The organism is Vibrio sp. 2304, assembly GCF_033339475.1.
Taxonomy (GTDB): domain Bacteria; phylum Pseudomonadota; class Gammaproteobacteria; order Enterobacterales; family Vibrionaceae; genus Vibrio; species Vibrio alginolyticus.
Genome location: NZ_JAWOUQ010000015.1, coordinates 1 through 17,946, shown reverse-complemented (window position 1 = coordinate 17,946; position 17,946 = coordinate 1). Strand labels below are relative to the sequence as shown.

Sequence of the window (17,946 nt, the reverse complement as noted above, 5' to 3'; positions counted from 1 at the left end):
CTTATCAATTATGTTGTCTTAATGGGCGTGAGAGTGGGAAGAAGAGCCTGACAGAACGATTTGTTTCCAGCCGAAATCGTGGCGTTTAGCTAGATCGCTTAGTCCCTCCACATTTAACGAACGGCTAGAATCATTAAACCAAATATCAGCTTGAGAACTGCGGCTATCCAACAGCATGGAAGCAGAGCCTTGGGCACTGGTCTTCACGCCAATGTAGACACCGTCATCAATTCGTTGCCACTGATGAGAACCTTTACGCTTCCAGTTTTGGTCTTTCACGAATGGAGCAATCCAAAGCGCCTCCATGTCAGAGACCTCAGGCCAAGTTCCAGTTTCTAGCTGCAAATCACGAATCTCTTCATGAGCGAGCTTAAGCTCAGCGATCAACCCCAACTCATTTTGATGTAAATCCGTGATTAACACTTGATGAGACTGCATGTCTGGCTTTTCAGTCGCGACCTGATGGTAGGGCATAAGTATGGCTGCTGAACTGAGAATTGCTGCGATTGTCAGTGCGACCCACTTTCCTTCTCGGTTACCATCATCAGGGCGAACTTTCTGTACACTCATTTCTCTTTCAGCTCAACGATATCCACTTCCACCGGGCTTTCATGTCCGGCATCAAATACCAAATAGAAATCTGTTTCAGGGTGAGTAAATTCTGCGATGGAACGCTTATCTGTTTTTTCTTTGGCGATCAGATTGTCGTCGTAATCGTACATTTCGACATCGTAGTCGACCGCTGTCGATCCATCCGAGTAGCCCGCTTCACAAATCACTTTATCTTGCGCCAAGTGACAGCTCATCAGAGGAAAATGTGCAGCAGCGTGAAAGGACGCAAATCCAGAAAAAAGCAAAACAGCTTTTAGAAGAGAAGTGTTATTCATGATAATTCCAAAATGGCCCAGCAATTGCTGAGCCTAATTCGATTAGTTAAGTTGAGTTTCAAACGTAAGATGAACATTGGCACTCGCTTTATCCGCCAATGGATTATCTTTTAATTCACCTTTGTAGTTCGCTTTCATTAAGTAGCGCCCAGCGACTTCTGGCGTGAAGATCACTTTGCCATCTTTATCGCTCACCACATCGATTTGTTCTTGATGGTTTCGGTACATGGTACCTTCACGTGTAATCTCAGCAGTAACGCCCTCTTGTGGCTCTCCGTTAAAGAAAAACTGGAAAGTCACAGGCTCACCTTCAATGATGTCCGATGGATGCGTGATCGGTTTCATCTCCAGCATTTTGCCTTCAATCTCCAACGCTTTGTCCGTTGGCATACCAACCGTAATGTAGCTTTCTGCTCGGGTGTAACTTAGTTGAGTAACCACATCACGCGCTTGCTCAGGAAGCACGTCACCACGCTCAGCTTTGTTTGCTCGCGCCCATTTCACCGTATCACGACGGCCCGCTTTGTATTGTGTGTAGTAGCTCGGCTGATTATTAATCGCGACTTTGTGCGTGCCTTCTTCTGTAAAAAAGAAATCAAACATAGAGCGACGCTTGCCACGAACAACAAAGTTAGGACGCTCAGAGCGGCCATCCGGCATCACCACAAATGCCTGATCACTACCCGCAGGCTTATCAAAAACAAACGTTCCGTGAGAGGCAGTAACATCAAATGTCAGCCAGTCACCGCCTTCTTTAGAAACCGTAAAGTGAGAGGGCAGAACCCAACGTGGATGTGCTTGTGCGGTGGTGGTTACAGCCAATCCCATTGCCATTACACTCGCCAATGCCACTGCTTTCATTTTGGTTTTCATTGTTGTGTCCTTTAATCACTTAACTTGATAATTGACGGTGATGACACCCGTCTCTTGTGTTGGTTTAAGCTCATAGCGCACGTCACTGTCCGCTAGCGTTATTTTTTGACGTAAGTAGTTTCGCCCACCGTGTTCACGAACGACCTCGACGTACAACGTGTAATTTCCTTGTTCCAAACGCTCCCCTGCGTCATTGGTTCCATCCCAGACAAAGCGGTATTGACCAGCAGGACGTGTTGCAGAAGTCACCGCATCAACAAGTTCACGATCATAACGACCCGCTTTTCTCCACCAGCTGCGTAGATCTTTTAACCATTCGTCTTTCCCTACCCATAACTGGATGGTTTTAACCGGTTTACGCTGATCGTTTTCAACCCAAACCGCCACATAAGGGCGTGCATACATTGAGGTATCTATCTTTGGAAGTTCGAGTTCGAAGTCGACCTTCGCGTTATCTGGTAGAGGCGCCGCGGAAAGAGAGAAAGGAGTAAAAGCCGCGATCAAAGCGGCTTTACAAAAGTGATTACGGCGGAAAAATCTTCCTGTGTTCAACATAAGTGTTCTCTAAAAAAGCTGTTATGGAACAGCAACAAAATAAATTACGAGCGACAGTAACGTACCAAAGCTCATCCATTGCATTGACGTTCTGAGCGTCTTCTTCTTAGGCAGTAACAAGCACACGCCTGTAAGAACAAAAAACACCATCAAAAGCGCAGTGACGTCGATAAACCACTTCCAAATCCCACCACTGTTGCGTCCTTTATGTAGATCGTTCAGCAGCGCAACAATACCGTAGTGCGTCGTTTCGACGTCTGCTGCACCAGTAGTCATATCAATAAAGACCGTAGCGTTATAACCCGGGCCTTTAAAATCCATAGAAAGCTCTCCGAGTAACAACTCACCTTGCTCAACTTCGGTATACACATCTAGTACGGAGGGAGTGCCGCGAAGCTCGGTTTCTTTAGTCAAGAAAGCCACCAGCCCTTCACGATTAGGTTGAAAGGTATCTGAATGTGAGAATAAAACTGAGTGCGGAACCGTCAGAGTATGTTGTTGAATGATAGGTTCACTGCGTTCAAACAATTCGGGGCGATTGAGGGTAATACCAGTTACTGCAAAAAACAGCGTAACTAAGAGAAGAGCCATCGAAATATAGATATGTAGGCGGCGAGCCCAAGTTTGAACACCTTTGCTTTTAAGCAACATAGAAACAATCATCACCAATAAATGTGGGGCATAATTTAGGTGATAATCATTCGTATTGGCATTTAATTTACATTGTTTACTTTAAACAAAAAAATACCCGAGACTGAGCTCGGGTATTTAATAAAAATGTTCGCTATGAGTTCTGCGTCGATTCTACTTTGCGTAGCTGAGATAGATACTTAACCCAACTTTTTGCCTGATTCGATGGCTTAATCTCATTCGCTCTTTTGGCATTAGCGAGCGCATCGTCAAACCGCTTAAGTTTGTAGTAAGCGCGAGTTTTGATAAGTGCAACATCCGCTTTACGACCTCTGACATTATCGAGCGCGGCAATGGCATCTTTATAATGGCCTTCTTGCACCAGCAGTTGAGAATAGTTCCAGTAATACTGCCTATCTAGCTGAGCTGCAATACGCCAGCTATCAATAGACTCTTCCCACTCTTTTGCCATTTGCCAATACGTTGCTTGCTGAGCTTTTAGCTTACTATTCGAGTTTACATCCTCTAGCTCGTTCATCACCAATGCAGCTCTCTCAGGAATACCTCGTTTCGCGTACAATTGTGCCAGCAGCTTTAAGTCATCTTGGCTAAGTTGTAACCCTTTCAGTTTTGCCAACGCCAAAGAGTCTAGGGCACGTTTGTTGTCATCAACCCGTAGATATAGAGCAACAAGCTGACGCCACCATTCAATTCGTTCAGGTTCAATCACGATTAAGCGTTTGATGGTCGAGATTGCCGGCTTCCACTTTTTCAGTTCTAGCTCAGCAGAAAGCTTTATCGACAATGCGCCAAGCTTGTCTGGCTGACCAAATTTCTCATAACGAGCCATTGCTGAAAGCACTTTTTGCCACTGACTCAGTTGATAATGAGATTGGGAAATACGCAGCCATAACTCATGCGCTTTTTGACCTTTAGGAATGTTTTTGCTCAAGGCATAGTAATGAGGTAACGCCTTAGAAAAACGTTGCTCGTTCAGCAGTATATCAGCCAACATTTTTCGGGTTTGCCATGCTTGCTCATCTTGTAGCAAACCACTATTGACTGCCAACTCAAGTTGCTTAATCGCCGCTTGAGTTTGTTCGTTCTGCCAGTAAAAAATACCCAACATTCGAGCGACATAAGCTTGGTCATATCCACGAGAAAGCTCCATAGCTTCAAGAGATGAAATCGCTTCTTTCAGTTTCTCTTCTTGAGCCAAATTATGTGCTCGTTGAACTCTCGCTGCGGTGTATTGGCTTAACTCACTGGCAATGGTTGAGAGTGCACTCAGGCTTAATACCGTACCGATTAAGAATTTTTTCATCATTTGGCTAACTTGAACTCCACTTTAGCGGTTTGTCCGAACTGCTCAATTGACACACCATCCTCAACTTTTGGCTGATACTTCCATTTTTTAAGCGCACGGATTGCTTCCCTTTCAAACATGCGCTCGGGCTCAGCCTCGATCACTTCAATATCTTTTGGTCGTCCAGTTGCATCGATCGTGAAACGCATAATGACATAACCTTCCACTCTACGTTTCAGCGCCTTACTTGGATAGCGAGGATCAACACGATACAACGGCAGTGCTTGCTGGTTGCCCATTGTTCCCTTCAAGTTTGGGGCGCTAATCGCGATGCCTTCAAGGGCTGTGTTTAAACCTAAAGCACTGACTGGCGTCATCTGACTCATTGGTTCCATTTGAGTGTCAGCTTGAGACAGATCCATTGGCTCCGGCGCTTGAGGTGGTTCTGGTTGCTCCGGCACTGAACGTTGACGACGCTGCACGTCTGCTTCATTCTCTACCATCACCATATCAAAACGAACGGCTTCTGAAGCTTCTGGTGCACGCTGGTTGCCTTTATCAACCATCCACGCCATAAAGCTAAACAAGCTCACAGAAATTAACAGTGATGCTGGTAGTGCAAGTAACAGCCTGCCCATTAAGGTTTCTCCGCCGCCAATGCAATGTTCTTCACACCTGCTGCCTTTGCAGCGTCCATCACTTTCACGACAGTGCCATTGTAAGCATGCTCGTCAGCTTGGATAACTAACGAAGCATCAGGCTGATCAAGTAACAGGTGCTCAATAGAGGCCTCAACACGCTCAATATCAACCACTCGTTTGTCAATGTACACATCATTCGCTGCCGTTACTGCGATAAAAATGCCCGCGTCTTTTTGACTTACTACATTAGAAGCCTGAGGGCGATTCACTTCTACACCGGATTCACGTACAAACGAACTGGTCACAATGAAGAAGATCAACATGATGAAGACGATATCAAGCATCGAGGTTAAATCGACTTGAGCTTCATCTTGTTGGTTAGGTCTGCGTCCGAGTCTCACTTTTGACTCCTTAAAGATTGTTCTAACTGGATAGCTTTTCGTTCACACACTTTGCTAAGGCGAGCATGAATAAACATGCCCGCAAGCGCTGCTACCATACCCGCCATGGTTGGCAGCGTAGCAAGTGAGATACCAGAAGCCATCAATTTCGGATTACTGCTGCCTTGCGATGCCATTACGTCAAACACCGTAATCATGCCTGTCACCGTCCCTAACAACCCTAGCATTGGGCAAACCGCCACAAGTAGCTTAATAGTCGATAGGTTTTGGCGCAGTTCGATTTGCGCTTTTGCAATCCATCCTTCACGGATTTGATGCGCGTACCAAGAGTGGTGCTCTGATCTTGCTTGCCACTGCTCACAAAGCTGTTTTTTTACCCCAGGGAAAACCGTTGTGAGATAAATAACTCGCTCCATAACCAACAGCCAGCACACCGCCACGACGGCGGCCAGCCACCATAGGATTTGACCACCTTGCTGCATAAAGCTCATCAAGGTTGTGGCCCAATCCTCACTGATCAAACCCAATGTGCTGAGTAGGATCTGCTCCATTACGCTGCGTTCTCCGCTAAGGTGTTAGAGTGACTTTTGTTACTCGGCATATCACGCTCAGCTTGTTCTGCAACTAAACCGATGCCTTGTTTTTCTAAGATACTGCGAATATTTTCTGCTTGAGAGCTCAATACGTTGTGCGCTAATAACAAAGGCATGGCTGAAACAAGGCCAAGTACGGTAGTCACAAGTGCCATCGAAATGCCACCCGCCATTACTTTCGGATCACCATTACCAAATTGAGTGATGACTTGGAAGGTTTCGATCATACCCGTTACCGTGCCTAGTAGGCCAAGCATAGGAGCTAGAGCAGCAAGAAGCTTAAGCATCGACAACCCTTTTTCTAGGTGGGTTTGCTCATCAACAACAGCTTCCAAAAGACGTAGTTCTAACGCTTCTACGCTGCGATGCTTGTCTTTCTGGTATACCGCAAGCACGCGACCCAAAGGGTTGTTTCCTGGCTGAGCTGGGGTTTTCAGCTGCTTCATGATTTTCTGGCGCGAAATCATCAGTGATGCACCACGTACGAGCGCAATCAATAGGCCGATAGCCAATAAACCAAGGATGATTTTACCGACAACGCCACCCGCATTTAGGCGATCAGCCAAAGTCGGTGAGTTTGCAAGCTGTTCAAGAAGAATGCCACGTGACGGATCAATGACAAGTGCATCAATGTCACCAGAGGAAATAGTATTCGCTGTTGGACCGTTCTCAGGCTGACGAAGATAGTTTACCGCGTCTCCGCGTTGACCATTCCACTTAACGTAGCCAGTCTCATCTAGCAGCGCCATAGAACCAAGACGAACACCATTAACCGTTTGTTCACGACCTTCGCCATTTAGCAGTGTGAAAGAGACGTTTGCCATTTCACCGCTTGCTTTGATTTGTTCTTCCATGCTGCGCCACATCGCCTGAAGTTGGGTCAACGTTGGCAGTGATTTAGCCGCAACAATAGCATCGATATCTTTCTGATATGAGTTTGCATCTACACCGGTTACTGAGCTTTTTAGCTCAGACTCTAGCTCTTTTGCGTTCTGGCGAACGACGCCAAATAACTCACCTAGGCTCCCGGTTTCTAGACGCAACTTTTCTTCTAGCTGTGCCAGTTCTGCTTCATTTTCACCGAAGGTAACACTTAATGAGTCCGCTTCTGCTTGAAGAGCAGCCCGCTCTGCCACCAATTTATTCCTTATAGCCTGTAGCTCTTGCTCTGTTTGCTTAAAACCTGATTCACGCGCGACATTGTGCGATTGCTGTTGACGATTTTCTTGCTGCGCCTTTTGTAACAACGCATCACTAGCAAAAGTTGTATGAGGCATTAATGCGGCTGTCGAGATTAATGCAACCGATAACCATTTTTTCATCATTTATTTGCCCTCCGCAGCGGTTAACGACACTGGCAGAGTTAACATACTCGGCGCGATCTGTTTATTCGCCATAGCGAACGCTTTGTCTAGCTCTGATTTTTGCTCAGAACCCACTTGTTGCCATGCTTGTTGTTGCTGTGACCAGCTCCAAAATGTGTCACCAGATAAGCTACGCGCTACCAAAGACAAACGCCCTAAATAGAGAATGTCCGCCTCCACAGCTTCATTGTCACCCAGGTTAATCTTGCCTTGGTAAACGCCAAGCTTGGTGCCGTAATCCATTTCAATTTGGTACGCTTCTAAAATACGACGAAACTTCTCTGCATCTGCAACGTCTGCACGCGTCATCATGGAATCCAGCTTTGCAATTCGCTCCTCACGTTGCGCTTTGCGTATAGGTTTGTCGTTAGCAACGAGCGCTTTTAAGCCTTCAAGCATGTGATACATCAAAGGCACGACACCTTGACGAGTTTGAGCAATCTGCTCAATTTGCTCGTTCAAGCTATCAACTTCTTGATTTTGGCTCTCAACAAGGCTTGCAAGATGATCGCGATAAATCTTCAAGTTACCGACTTCCTCTTGCAGCTGCTCAATTTCAGCTTCTAGAGTAAGTGATTTTTCTGCGCTTGCATCAATACGTTTTTGGCTTACCGCCGACGACTGGTTTGTTTTACTCTGCACAGCTTGTGCATCGTTTAAGTTCGCCGCGTGAGCGGGAATCAAAACCGATGATATCAACAGAGCGATACTTGATTTCATTAGATTCATACGAGTTATATTTCTGTGTTCCAAAAACGACCAAAGGGGAAGACTACCCTTCCCCTTTAATAATCAAATTGTTATCAGTACTTGAACTGGATTGTTGCCATGTAGTTGCGGCTTTCTCCAACCACAACCCCACTCGCACCTTTTTGCTCGCCATTCGTGCTACCACCACCTGCGAAGTAGTCGGTATCGAATAAGTTTTCGACATTGAATCGAGCAATGATATCCAAGTTTTCATCGTACTTATGTTTGTATGACACACCCATATCAACGCGAGCGTAGCCATCTTTCTTGAAGGTGTTCTTTGCATCACCGTAGCGATCACCTTCATAAATCAAACCAAGGTTTAAGTTAGTGTTGTCTTGAACCTTGTAGCTAGACCATAGACTTGCCGAGAACTCTGGCACGTCTACAGGGCGGTTACCTTCATATCTTTCTGCCTTCTTAAGCTCTGCATCCAAATACATTGCAGAAGCGGTTAGCGACAACTCTGGGGTCACAAAACCTTGAGCCATTAACTCAGCGCCTTTGTGAACTTGCTCACCACCTTGCGTTTTCTTGTGTAGGAGATTGCCGCCCGCGTCTTTGCCGCTTTCAACATCCAGCGAGATGTTCTCTAACGTGATATCAAACACAGCACCAGATACAAATAAACGCTGATCAAACAGTTCCCACTTCGTACCGATTTCATAAGAGATACCACGCTCTGCGTCTAGCTTCTCGCCATCGTTCACGTAAGTTTTGCCACGACCACTGCTGACTTCACCTTGCGGCATAAAGCTTTCAGAGTACTGAACGTAAACCGAGCCATTCGTCGCTGGGTGGAAAATTACACCAAATTTTGGAGAAACCTGGTTTTCGGTCAGGTCATCATCACGCTTTTCGTCATAACGAACACCTGCAAGCACTTGCCAGTAATCATTAATCGTCATCATATTTTGCGCGTAGATACCCCAAGTATCGTGCTCGCTTGTGGACTGTTTAACTTTCCCAGAGTAGCCAGGACGAGGCACTGTCTGACCGGCTTCTATACTTATAGGGTTGTAATACTTTTGGAAACGGTCATAGGTATACTCTAGATAGTTCGCACCTACCAAAAACGTGTTATCTGTACCAAACAGAGAAAAGTCCGTCGTCACATCTATATATGCAGTATCAAACACCCAATTATCTTTGCGTTCGTTACCAGAATGGTCGATCTTAGTATCTTGGTCATAAGTTTCGAAACCTGGGTAAGACTCCACATCAAAACGCTTAAAGTCTTGACGGTTGTAACCTGCTTTTACGTTCACGTTATCCGTGACTTGCGCATTAATATCGACACCGTAGTTTTCTACTTCGTTATCAATTTCAGACCACTGCGCATCCCAAATGTACTTATCACCGCGAACCGCTTTGCCATCAACAATGTATGCGCCAGAGTCTACGCTACCATCGTCTTTCGTGCGATCGTAATGAGCCGATACCATAAAGTTGTCGGTGATGTCGTACTCAACCACTAGGCCCGCTACCGTACGATCTGTTTTAGGCTCAGTGCCATCACCGTACCTGCGCCAAGAGCCGTAGCTTTCTTTGGCAAAAATTGCGCGCGCTCGCAGTGTCTCTGCATCATTTAGCGCGCCACTCACATCAAGCACAGTGCGTGAGTGATCATTCGAACCTAGATCTTGACTCAAACTTGCTTGTGTTTGAGTTGTTGGTTTTTTCGAAACCATGTTTACCAAGCCACCCGGCTCAGATTTACCGTATAGCAGACCTGATGGACCTTTAAGCACTTCAACACGCTCTAAAAGCTCAATTGGCTGACGGTAGTGTGACCAGTGTTGACGACCATCACGAAGAAAACCGTCTGAACTGCTAAGTTCAAAACCACGTAGAGAGAAACGTTCGCGGTTACGGCTTGTACCACCCGCGCTAACACTTGCATCGTTACGTAGCACTTCACCAAGTGTACTTGCACGCTGCTCATCAATTACCGTTTCATCGATAACCGCTACTTGTCCCGGCGTTTCCAGCTGCGTCATTTCCATGCGCATTGCTGTACTGTTTGTATCTGCCTTGTAGCCGAACTCTCGACCTTCTACAACTACATGTTCGTCTGTTTGAACTTCCGCCACTGCAGGTGTTGCTAACACTGCACCGATCACTAACGCCAAATGGCTCTTAGTAAACATATCCTTTCACTCCGATTATTATTTTTCGGGTCACATACTTGTTGAATGCGATTCCCTCTTAATTATTTCGCGGGTGAATATAAGTGATAAGTATTACCATTTGCATTAAATTTACATTCTTTGCATTTGCAAACTTTTGTAAAGTACTCTCTGATGATGCGCCATGATAATGTGATGTTAGTCACAAAAATTACGACTTAATCATACTTATTGCTTGAACACTAAAGTAACCCTCAGACCACCTTGCTCACGGTTTTTCGCCGTAACTGCTCCACCCATAATACGCATGGATTCTTTGACAATCGCAAGACCTAAACCGTAGCCACCAAGCTTTTTATCTCTAGAAGCATCTAAGCGTGTAAACGGATCAAAAATATCGACCAGCTTGTTATCTGGAATACCAGGCCCATCATCAGATACTGACATGATGGTGAACTGCTGCCCTTCTTTGACATAATTTTCCAGAGAAACTTCTATCTGAGATGCTTGTCCTGAATATTTAATGGCATTACCAATAAGATTGTTCAAACAACGAATGACCAGCGTTTCTTCACAAATGGCTTTAGCACATACAGCTTCTGAGCGGAAAGACAACGTCTGTTCTGACTTCAAATCTATTTTGCAACGTTCTACTTGCGGGGAGAGCAAAACTTCTAAATCACAGCGTTTCGTGGCTTTGTCGAAGCGCGCATTTTCCAAGCGACTGAACTCCAATATATCGCTGATCAAATGGTTTAGCTCTTTTGCTTCATCTTCTAGCCTTGTCACTAGGCTTTGCTCGCTTTCTCCAACACGCTTTCGCAAAAGATGCAGAACCAAGTTCTGCCTCGCTAACGGCGTTCTCAATTCGTGAGAGACATCTCTTATAAGCAGTCGCTGCTTTTCAGCGAGAGAATGAATCTGTTGCGTCATGTGATCGAAGTCTTGCGCTAACTCGTTAAACTCACGCGTGCTCGACTTCAGCTCTTTCACGACACTGACATTAAAATCGCCATTAGATAGCTTTTTGCTTGCTTCTCTCAATCGAGCCAATGGTTGCTGTAAGTTACGTGCCATTAGCAGCGAAAAGAGCGCCAAAATAACCACTGCAATCACGACTTTGAGAATAGAGAAATACAGAATGAAGTCATTTGCAGGGTGCAGTCGATGTGGCAATTGAATCACTAAAGTATTGCCATGAACTAAAGGAATATTGATGATGGGGCGATTCACTTTCCCCTCAAGTTGATCATCAATGCTTCTCTTAAATTGAAGTTTGAACTCGAAGTGCGGATGCATCAGACGGTGCGTAACTGGTTGCTGATGTTCATTCAACACAAATAAATAAAAGTTTTGCGCATTTGCCCAGTCAGCAAGTTCGTCCATGTCTCCGTGCTCAATCAATACATTGGCTTGATGTGCAAGGTCTAGCATTTCTTCTCGCACACTATCGGGCACTTTCAACATGGCTTTCACCAGAGCTTGTTCCGCTAAGGATTGCACGACCAAAATACTAATGACAATTGCGGTCATGCAACTAAATAACTTGAACGCTAAGCTATCTTTACGTTTTGCAATAAAAGGTGGACACCGGAGCTTCATTAACGGTTTACAGCCTCTAAATAACTGTAACCTTTGCCACGGAAGGTTTTGATATGTTGCTTGGAAAGCCCCGCTTCAACTAACTTGCGACGTATGTTACTGATGTGCATATCAAGGTTGCGATCAAAAGGACTCAGCTCTTTCTTTAACACTTCAGTTTGAAGCTCTGCTTTTGAAATCACGACTCCTTGGTTTTTTACCAAGTAGCTCAATAGTTCAGCTTCCGTACTTGTGAGGGGTAAGCTATTAAGCTGGTCACTGATCGTTTGAACGGTACTACACATCGTCTGACGTTGACGTTCCAAGCCAACACGACGAAGAATCGCTTTGATGCGCATTAGAAGCTCAGCGACATTAAAGGGCTTTCCGATATACTGATCGGCCCCCGCTTGGTAACCATCAAGCATCGAGTTTTCATCGTTGAGAGCGGTAAGCATTAGGATAGGTGTCGCGAAGCGCTGACAGATCCTACGAGCAACTTGCATACCGTTAAGGTTTGGTAACATGACATCAAGCAATACAAGATCTACAGGCGTTTTTTCCATATATTGCAGCGCACTTTCACCGCAATGTACAGAAGAGACGATGTAGCCCTCCTCTTGCAAAACCGCTTCTAACAGCTCACACAAAGGAACGTCATCATCGACTATCAAAACTCGTGACATTACCACTCACCATTCAAATAAAAATGGTTCGCATTTTATTACTCATTTACCAATTAAACAACTAACACTCTAATGCTTTAAGTCCACAGGACTCAGTCCAAGAAGCAGCAACGTGCCATTAGAGTTTAATGTTCACTTTTACTAAAGGTTCCTAACAATATGCACCTAGATATATCTTCATAGAAAAAACGAGTACAATCTGGCAACCGCAAAGCAAAAGATAAAGCGAATGGAAACGTTATTAATTGGTCACCGTGGCGTGGCAGGTTCATACCCTGAGAATACAAAAATAAGCATTCAGGCAGCCATTGACCTGGGGTTGAAGTGGGTGGAAGTGGATATACAGCCTACCAAAGATAATGTTTTAGTGGTTTGCCATGATCATACCGTCAATCGATGCAGCAATGGACAAGGGCGTGTTGATGAGCTCACCCTGGAAGAGTTAAAAGCATTAGATTTCGGTAGTTGGTTTAGCACAGACTTTTCAGGCGAGAAGATCGTGACACTAGATGAACTGCTCACTTTAGCTACTGAGAATAAGCTTAACTTGAATATCGAAGTTAAAGTAGACAACCATCCAGCGGAAGAAGTGGCGCAGACTCTCGCCAATGCGTTAACAAAAAGTCCAATGCCGCAAGAGAATGTACTCCTATCGAGCTTTAGTCATGACGTCATTAGAGCGATGCACAAATACTGCAGTGGCTACCGATTGGGTGTGTTAAGTGAATTCTTTACGAGAAAAGATAAACGCCTTTTGGAAGAAGTTAGTGCCTATAGCTGCAACCTAAATATTAACTGGGTTCGTACTCGCCAGATAAACAAACTCCAACAAGCCGGTTACAAAGTGATGTGCTATACGGTGAACAATCCAAATAAACTGAAATACCTGCCTCAGTTAGACGGTATTTTTAGTGATCATCCACAGCGCTTTATGCCATAGCCTATAAGAGCCAGAACATTAAAGGGGACCTTTTGTTACCACTCAATCTGAATTGGTGTCCCCATCTCGACAAGCTGGATAAATTCGTCCATCTCCTCGTTGGTAATCGCAATACACCCATTAGTCCAATCAAAACTTTGGATGTAAATCGGCAACTGACTCTCACCGTTTTTTAAGCCATGAATTTTGATGTTCCCTCCAGGGGACACACCTCGGCGCTTCGCTTCCAACGTATCAATCGCATCAGGGTAACTGATATGCACAGAACGATAAAAAGCAGAGTCCTCTATAACATAATCTAGAGTGTATTCGCCCTCTGGTGTGCGATTGTCTCCCTCTTCTTGTTTATGTCCTTGAGGGTTCGCTCCTAAAGCAATTCGGTATTCTTTTAGCACTGCTCCTTGTTCCATCAAATACATTCGACGCTTAGACTTGTCGACTTTAACAAGGTCAACAGCTGCGTGAGTGCCCGAAGCAAACACACAACACAAGAACATAGAGAACCATTTTACTGACATTGTCGTAACGCCTAAGCTAATAAAGTGAACAAGAAAAGAGCGATAATGCTAGTCAGTTAATGCTCGTAAAGCAAACAGTATCTAATGCGGAACCGTAAGATAGCACTCGCTGAAAGGCGTACTTCTTGTTGTTGTTTGATACAACAAAAGTCAAAGAGAAGATTTCTCTATTCATTGCGGCTAAGTTGCATTACTTTATAAGCATATTTATTTATAAAGTCCGCACTTTTTGAGAGGGAACCATGATTAACATTGCTTTTTTTAGTGCAAAATCCTACGACGAAGCCTCTTTTAATAAAATTAAAAATAACCGCGATTTTGAATTTCACTATCACGACTTCCGACTAACCGAAAAAACAGCCAAGATGGCGCACGGCAGTGATGTCGTATGTGCGTTTGTTAATGATGATCTTTCAGCTCCTGTCCTTAAACAGCTTTCTCTGGGCGGGACCAAGCTTATTGCTATGCGCTGCGCGGGATTTGATAAAGTTGATCAACAAGCAGCCAAAGAACTAGGTTTACAAGTGGTTCGAGTTCCTGCTTACTCACCAGAGGCAGTGGCAGAGCACACGGTTGGTTTAATGATGTGCCTAAACCGCCGTCTTCACAAGGCCTACCAACGGACACGTGACGCCAACTTCTCGCTAGAAGGTCTTGTTGGCTTTAACTTTTTCGGAAAAACCGTTGGTGTTATTGGTACGGGTAAGATTGGTATCGCGACGATGCGTATCTTCAAAGGGCTTGGCATGGAGCTGCTTTGCTACGACCCCTACGAAAACCCATTAGCGCTAGAAATGGGAGCCCGTTACTGTTCGCTTGAAGAAATCTACGCTAATGCGGATGTTATCTCTCTCCATTGCCCAATGAGTGAAGAAAACTATCACTTACTGAACGAAAAAGCCTTCGCGCAAATGAAAGATGGCGTGATGATCATTAACACCAGTCGAGGCGAGTTGCTAGATTCACTAGCAGCGATAGAAGCGTTGAAACAAGGTAAGATTGGTGCGCTTGGCCTAGACGTGTATGACAATGAAAAAGACTTATTCTTCCAAGATAAATCTAACGATGTCATTGTAGATGATGTTTTCCGCCGTTTATCGGCTTGTCATAACGTGCTGTTTACTGGCCACCAAGCATTCTTGACTCACGAAGCACTTAATAATATTGCCTCTGTGACGCTTGATAACGTCGAAGCCTTTTTCTCTGGTAACGTATCGGGCAATGAACTGATTAACTAAAGCCAGACAATCGAGAAGTATAGTAGAGCGTGTGATCTCAGCTATGCTATACTTCTCGACTATTTAAAATTTGAGCCAAATTACCATGAGCATAAAAACTGATATTCAAAAGCTGCACAACCGTTTAGATACATGCCAACGTAAACTTGATGCGGCACGTTCTCGTGGTGATCACGAAATGATTACAAAGTTCACGGATGAAGTAGAACAGCTTACCAAAAAGCTTAACCAGTTAAAGCACAAGCAAAACTATGAGCTGAACAAAGAACGTAAAAGCTTACTTGATATGCCTTTCTCTCGTGAAATCACCAAAGCAGAACAAGCGGACATCGGCAAACTGAAAAAACGCGTACGCGGCTTAGTAATCGTTCACCCATTAACAAAAGTTGGTAAAGAACTTCGCCTTGATGTGATGACAGGCTTTGCGCCAAAAGAGTTTTAAAACTCGCATTAACATTTATGGAGCCTAAGCATTTGCTTGGGCTTTTTATTTTGTACTGCTTCATTAGATTTCATCGACATATCAATCCATAAGCTATTAAAAAGGCCAGCGACAAAAGCCACTGACCTATTTCGACCAATATCGTACGCATTACATCTCAACGTTACGACAGTTGCTGCAACTTGTGCTCCACAACAGGATCATTCGGAACCAACTGCTGAGCGACTTCCAAAAGCTGTACTGCATCTTTCGGGTTGTCATACTCATGCTTAAGTGCAATATCAACAAGTGGCTGAATATCGATTTGCGCTTGATGCTCCTTCACATGTTCTTTCTTTTCTTCAATTAGTACATTATGAGCGGTACTCAGTAAGTTTAAACGATGCTGTGAGCTCGCATTCGCCTTGTTAAGGCACTGATAGTAATCTTCTTTTAAGCGCAGCGTTTTGGTCTGATGACGAAACTGCGCTATATCTATCTTCTGATAACGTATAAAGTCTACGGCCACTTGCTTATAAAAACCGAATTTATTCAAATACGTCGCGTGGGTACCATGTCCCATCCCGAAGACTCTTAAGTGAGTGAGCTCTGGGTAGCGTTTGGCGTGAAGGCGGTCGATTTCATTAGTTGGATCATAAATGATGTAGCCTTTTGCATCGCCAAGGTCAAGGTCATGATACTTTCCTTCCCAATCAAATTGTTGGGCTAGTTCAGTACTTGGCCTATCATCCCATGGCACCAAAACTTTGTTTTTTGTGCTGACCGGGTGAAACATCAATACTTGATCCAATTTTAATAGATTAGAAAATGCACCAATAGCAAAACCACCGCGGCTAAGTCCATAGCCTAAACGACATTCAAAGGGCTCAAGTAAAGTCGACAGTTGCTCTAGAAAGAAAATCAAATTACGGCTGCGAAACCAGTTACTTTTCCCAAGATGCTGAAATGAAATAATATTTACTTTTTGTTTCTGGGCTAAGCGATAACCCCAAGGCGCAAAGTCTGAGTGTAAGTCCTGTACTTGTAGATTCGTACCAGCAGGGGAAAAGGTGAACAACAACGGTTTATTGCGGTCGATAAACTCATACTTAACAAATACATCATCAAGTAAGTCCTCCCCGGACATCGGTAGCCTGGTTTGCTGTTCTTCACGAGAAAGAGCCAGCCATTCATCCAACCAGTACAGTAACTTCATTAATCCTCCATCTAAATTGCGCCTAGCAATTGTGTTAAAAATCTAGTTTTTAGTGTGTGATCATCTCCCCCTGGTTACAGGGGACTCTGATATCAGTCCTCTTTTAAAACAAAGCGTGAATTTGCTTATTAAATTGGTCAATATCTAAGGTTTGATGGCGAACAAACTCCTGCGCCACCAGATTAAAAAATTCTAATTTATCTAATTGTGTGGATTGAGTGCCGTGCCCCATACCGACGACTTTTAAATGGGTAAGCTCTGGATAACGTTCAGCATGAAGACGATCAATGCGATTGGATGGGTCATAAATAATATAACCTTTGGCATTGCCCAAATCTCGATCATGGTAGCCGCTTTCCCAAGCAAACTGCTGAGCAAGCTCAGTACTCGGCCGATCATCCCAAGGCACTAACGCTTTATTTTTAGTGCTAACAGGATAAAACAACAAAAGATGTTCTAGTTTCAGCAAGTTAGCGAACGCGCCAATTGCAAAGCCACCTCGACTTTGCCCATAACCCAAACGACATTTGAAGGGATGAAGCAACTCAGATAGCTGCTCCAGAAAGAAAATCAAATTCCGACTACGGAACCAATTACTTTGTCCTAAATGTTGAAAGGCAATAATGTTTACTTTTTGTTGTATTCCGAGCTCGTAGCCCCAAGGAGAAAAATCCGGAGTTAAATCTTGTACCTGCACATCAGTACCGGAAGGAGAAAATGTGAACAACAATGGCTTGTTAAGATCGACGAGTTCATACTTCACAAACACATCATCAAGTAAATCGTAGCCAGAGATAGGTAAAGCCATCTCTTGTTCTTGTTGAGTAAGAGCTTGCCATTCATCTAACCAGTAAAGTAGCTTCATTTTTTCTCCAAGTACATTTGCAGTATTTAGACTGGGACTCTATCAAAATGCGTTTAAGCATCCCACGTTGAGACTTAACAAAGCTCTATTTGAAGCCCAAATGACACGTATGGAAATGTCTTCGATTGAAGGTATTACTGCGTAAACTAAACCCAATGTAGGTACGCAAAAACTTGGAGAAAGAGCTAGAGAAAAACCAATTAGAAGTTTCGATAACAGCGGTTAAAAAACAGCAGATACAAAAAAACCGCTGTAAGAACAGCGGTTTTTTTTAAAAGTGGCGGAGAGATAGGGATTTGAACCCTAGATACGCTATTAACGTATGCCGGTTTTCAAGACCGGTGCTTTCAAC

20 protein-coding genes are annotated in these 17,946 nt (G+C 44.3%); 3 read left to right on the top strand and 17 right to left on the bottom strand.

Annotated features, from left to right (window positions below; translation table 11 throughout):
• Positions 1-18: 18 nt before the first annotated feature.
• The 14 genes from R7P64_RS21125 to R7P64_RS21060 form a co-directional block, all read right to left on the bottom strand.
• A complete protein-coding gene (locus R7P64_RS21125) occupies positions 19-570 on the bottom strand; it encodes a DUF6162 family protein (RefSeq protein ID WP_047102839.1) in 552 nt (183 codons plus the stop codon).
• On the bottom strand, positions 567-887 hold the full coding sequence (locus tag R7P64_RS21120) for a hypothetical protein (RefSeq protein WP_005374251.1): 321 nt from the start codon (positions 885-887) through the stop codon (positions 567-569). The genes R7P64_RS21125 and R7P64_RS21120 overlap by 4 nt, the downstream gene beginning before the upstream one ends.
• A gap of 42 nt (positions 888-929) precedes the next feature.
• Complete coding sequence (locus tag R7P64_RS21115; protein WP_005374252.1) at positions 930-1,760, bottom strand: DUF4198 domain-containing protein; 831 nt, start codon at positions 1,758-1,760, stop codon at positions 930-932.
• A gap of 15 nt (positions 1,761-1,775) precedes the next feature.
• Positions 1,776-2,315: a DUF2271 domain-containing protein gene (locus R7P64_RS21110; RefSeq protein ID WP_017635538.1), complete on the bottom strand. Its 540-nt coding sequence runs from the start codon at positions 2,313-2,315 to the stop codon at positions 1,776-1,778.
• A gap of 21 nt (positions 2,316-2,336) precedes the next feature.
• On the bottom strand, positions 2,337-2,966 hold the full coding sequence (locus tag R7P64_RS21105) for a PepSY-associated TM helix domain-containing protein (RefSeq protein WP_318118814.1): 630 nt from the start codon (positions 2,964-2,966) through the stop codon (positions 2,337-2,339).
• Positions 2,967-3,099: 133 nt separating this feature from the next.
• The gene (locus tag R7P64_RS21100; RefSeq protein ID WP_005374255.1) at positions 3,100-4,272 is read right to left on the bottom strand and encodes a tetratricopeptide repeat protein; all 1,173 of its coding nucleotides are present in this window, start codon (positions 4,270-4,272) and stop codon (positions 3,100-3,102) included.
• Complete coding sequence (locus R7P64_RS21095) at positions 4,269-4,889, bottom strand: energy transducer TonB (protein ID WP_005374256.1); 621 nt, start codon at positions 4,887-4,889, stop codon at positions 4,269-4,271. The genes R7P64_RS21100 and R7P64_RS21095 overlap by 4 nt, the downstream gene beginning before the upstream one ends.
• On the bottom strand, positions 4,889-5,293 hold the full coding sequence (locus tag R7P64_RS21090; RefSeq protein WP_005374257.1) for an ExbD/TolR family protein: 405 nt from the start codon (positions 5,291-5,293) through the stop codon (positions 4,889-4,891). Before R7P64_RS21090 ends, R7P64_RS21095 begins: the two co-directional genes overlap by 1 nt.
• Positions 5,290-5,844, bottom strand: a complete 555-nt coding sequence (locus tag R7P64_RS21085; protein ID WP_017635540.1) for a MotA/TolQ/ExbB proton channel family protein — start codon at positions 5,842-5,844, stop codon at positions 5,290-5,292. Before R7P64_RS21085 ends, R7P64_RS21090 begins: the two co-directional genes overlap by 4 nt.
• Positions 5,844-7,211: a MotA/TolQ/ExbB proton channel family protein gene (locus R7P64_RS21080; protein ID WP_318118812.1), complete on the bottom strand. Its 1,368-nt coding sequence runs from the start codon at positions 7,209-7,211 to the stop codon at positions 5,844-5,846. The genes R7P64_RS21085 and R7P64_RS21080 overlap by 1 nt, the downstream gene beginning before the upstream one ends.
• Positions 7,212-7,979 carry a DUF3450 domain-containing protein gene (locus tag R7P64_RS21075; protein WP_213987657.1) on the bottom strand — a complete coding sequence of 256 codons (768 nt, stop codon included), beginning with the start codon at positions 7,977-7,979 and terminating at the stop codon, positions 7,212-7,214. It lies immediately after the preceding gene.
• A 74-nt stretch (positions 7,980-8,053) separates the two neighbouring features.
• Positions 8,054-10,150, bottom strand: a complete 2,097-nt coding sequence (locus R7P64_RS21070; RefSeq protein ID WP_318123936.1) for a TonB-dependent siderophore receptor — start codon at positions 10,148-10,150, stop codon at positions 8,054-8,056.
• A gap of 207 nt (positions 10,151-10,357) precedes the next feature.
• Positions 10,358-11,731 (bottom strand): sensor histidine kinase, encoded by a 1,374-nt coding sequence (locus tag R7P64_RS21065; RefSeq protein ID WP_213899774.1) that lies wholly within the window; start codon positions 11,729-11,731, stop codon positions 10,358-10,360.
• Complete coding sequence (locus R7P64_RS21060; RefSeq protein ID WP_005386018.1) at positions 11,731-12,396, bottom strand: response regulator transcription factor; 666 nt, start codon at positions 12,394-12,396, stop codon at positions 11,731-11,733. Before R7P64_RS21060 ends, R7P64_RS21065 begins: the two co-directional genes overlap by 1 nt.
• Positions 12,397-12,625: 229 nt before the next feature.
• Here R7P64_RS21060 and R7P64_RS21055 point away from each other — a divergent pair, with 229 nt between their 5' ends.
• Positions 12,626-13,336: a glycerophosphodiester phosphodiesterase family protein gene (locus R7P64_RS21055; protein ID WP_005374268.1), complete on the top strand. Its 711-nt coding sequence runs from the start codon at positions 12,626-12,628 to the stop codon at positions 13,334-13,336.
• Between the two features lie 35 nt (positions 13,337-13,371).
• Here the strand turns inward: R7P64_RS21055 and R7P64_RS21050 are convergent, their stop codons facing one another.
• Positions 13,372-13,854 (bottom strand): L,D-transpeptidase family protein, encoded by a 483-nt coding sequence (locus R7P64_RS21050; protein ID WP_005374271.1) that lies wholly within the window; start codon positions 13,852-13,854, stop codon positions 13,372-13,374.
• 242 nt (positions 13,855-14,096) lie between these two features.
• On the opposite strand from R7P64_RS21050, the gene R7P64_RS21045 reads away from it, so the two are divergent.
• Positions 14,097-15,092 (top strand): 2-hydroxyacid dehydrogenase, encoded by a 996-nt coding sequence (locus tag R7P64_RS21045; RefSeq protein ID WP_033906222.1) that lies wholly within the window; start codon positions 14,097-14,099, stop codon positions 15,090-15,092.
• 85 nt (positions 15,093-15,177) lie between these two features.
• Positions 15,178-15,534 (top strand): YibL family ribosome-associated protein, encoded by a 357-nt coding sequence (locus tag R7P64_RS21040; RefSeq protein WP_005374274.1) that lies wholly within the window; start codon positions 15,178-15,180, stop codon positions 15,532-15,534.
• A gap of 163 nt (positions 15,535-15,697) precedes the next feature.
• On the opposite strand, the gene R7P64_RS21035 is transcribed toward R7P64_RS21040, so the two are convergent.
• Entirely contained in the window at positions 15,698-16,729 is a 1,032-nt protein-coding gene (locus R7P64_RS21035; RefSeq protein WP_033906221.1) for a hypothetical protein, read from the bottom strand.
• 103 nt (positions 16,730-16,832) lie between these two features.
• Positions 16,833-17,594 carry a cytosolic protein gene (locus tag R7P64_RS21030; protein WP_213866828.1) on the bottom strand — a complete coding sequence of 254 codons (762 nt, stop codon included), beginning with the start codon at positions 17,592-17,594 and terminating at the stop codon, positions 16,833-16,835.
• Positions 17,595-17,946 lie beyond the last annotated feature (352 nt).

Coding starts and splice junctions, on each gene's coding strand:
- R7P64_RS21125 (WP_047102839.1), bottom strand. CDS start 570: ATGAGTGTACAGAAAGTTCGCCCTGATGATGGTAACCGAGAAGGAAAG.
- R7P64_RS21120 (WP_005374251.1), bottom strand. CDS start 887: ATGAATAACACTTCTCTTCTAAAAGCTGTTTTGCTTTTTTCTGGATTT.
- R7P64_RS21115 (WP_005374252.1), bottom strand. CDS start 1,760: ATGAAAACCAAAATGAAAGCAGTGGCATTGGCGAGTGTAATGGCAATG.
- R7P64_RS21110 (WP_017635538.1), bottom strand. CDS start 2,315: ATGTTGAACACAGGAAGATTTTTCCGCCGTAATCACTTTTGTAAAGCC.
- R7P64_RS21105 (WP_318118814.1), bottom strand. CDS start 2,966: ATGTTGCTTAAAAGCAAAGGTGTTCAAACTTGGGCTCGCCGCCTACAT.
- R7P64_RS21100 (WP_005374255.1), bottom strand. CDS start 4,272: ATGATGAAAAAATTCTTAATCGGTACGGTATTAAGCCTGAGTGCACTC.
- R7P64_RS21095 (WP_005374256.1), bottom strand. CDS start 4,889: ATGGGCAGGCTGTTACTTGCACTACCAGCATCACTGTTAATTTCTGTG.
- R7P64_RS21085 (WP_017635540.1), bottom strand. CDS start 5,844: ATGGAGCAGATCCTACTCAGCACATTGGGTTTGATCAGTGAGGATTGG.
- R7P64_RS21080 (WP_318118812.1), bottom strand. CDS start 7,211: ATGATGAAAAAATGGTTATCGGTTGCATTAATCTCGACAGCCGCATTA.
- R7P64_RS21075 (WP_213987657.1), bottom strand. CDS start 7,979: ATGAATCTAATGAAATCAAGTATCGCTCTGTTGATATCATCGGTTTTG.
- R7P64_RS21070 (WP_318123936.1), bottom strand. CDS start 10,150: ATGTTTACTAAGAGCCATTTGGCGTTAGTGATCGGTGCAGTGTTAGCA.
- R7P64_RS21065 (WP_213899774.1), bottom strand. CDS start 11,731: ATGAAGCTCCGGTGTCCACCTTTTATTGCAAAACGTAAAGATAGCTTA.
- R7P64_RS21060 (WP_005386018.1), bottom strand. CDS start 12,396: ATGTCACGAGTTTTGATAGTCGATGATGACGTTCCTTTGTGTGAGCTG.
- R7P64_RS21055 (WP_005374268.1), top strand. CDS start 12,626: ATGGAAACGTTATTAATTGGTCACCGTGGCGTGGCAGGTTCATACCCT.
- R7P64_RS21050 (WP_005374271.1), bottom strand. CDS start 13,854: ATGTCAGTAAAATGGTTCTCTATGTTCTTGTGTTGTGTGTTTGCTTCG.
- R7P64_RS21045 (WP_033906222.1), top strand. CDS start 14,097: ATGATTAACATTGCTTTTTTTAGTGCAAAATCCTACGACGAAGCCTCT.
- R7P64_RS21040 (WP_005374274.1), top strand. CDS start 15,178: ATGAGCATAAAAACTGATATTCAAAAGCTGCACAACCGTTTAGATACA.
- R7P64_RS21035 (WP_033906221.1), bottom strand. CDS start 16,729: ATGAAGTTACTGTACTGGTTGGATGAATGGCTGGCTCTTTCTCGTGAA.
- R7P64_RS21030 (WP_213866828.1), bottom strand. CDS start 17,594: ATGAAGCTACTTTACTGGTTAGATGAATGGCAAGCTCTTACTCAACAA.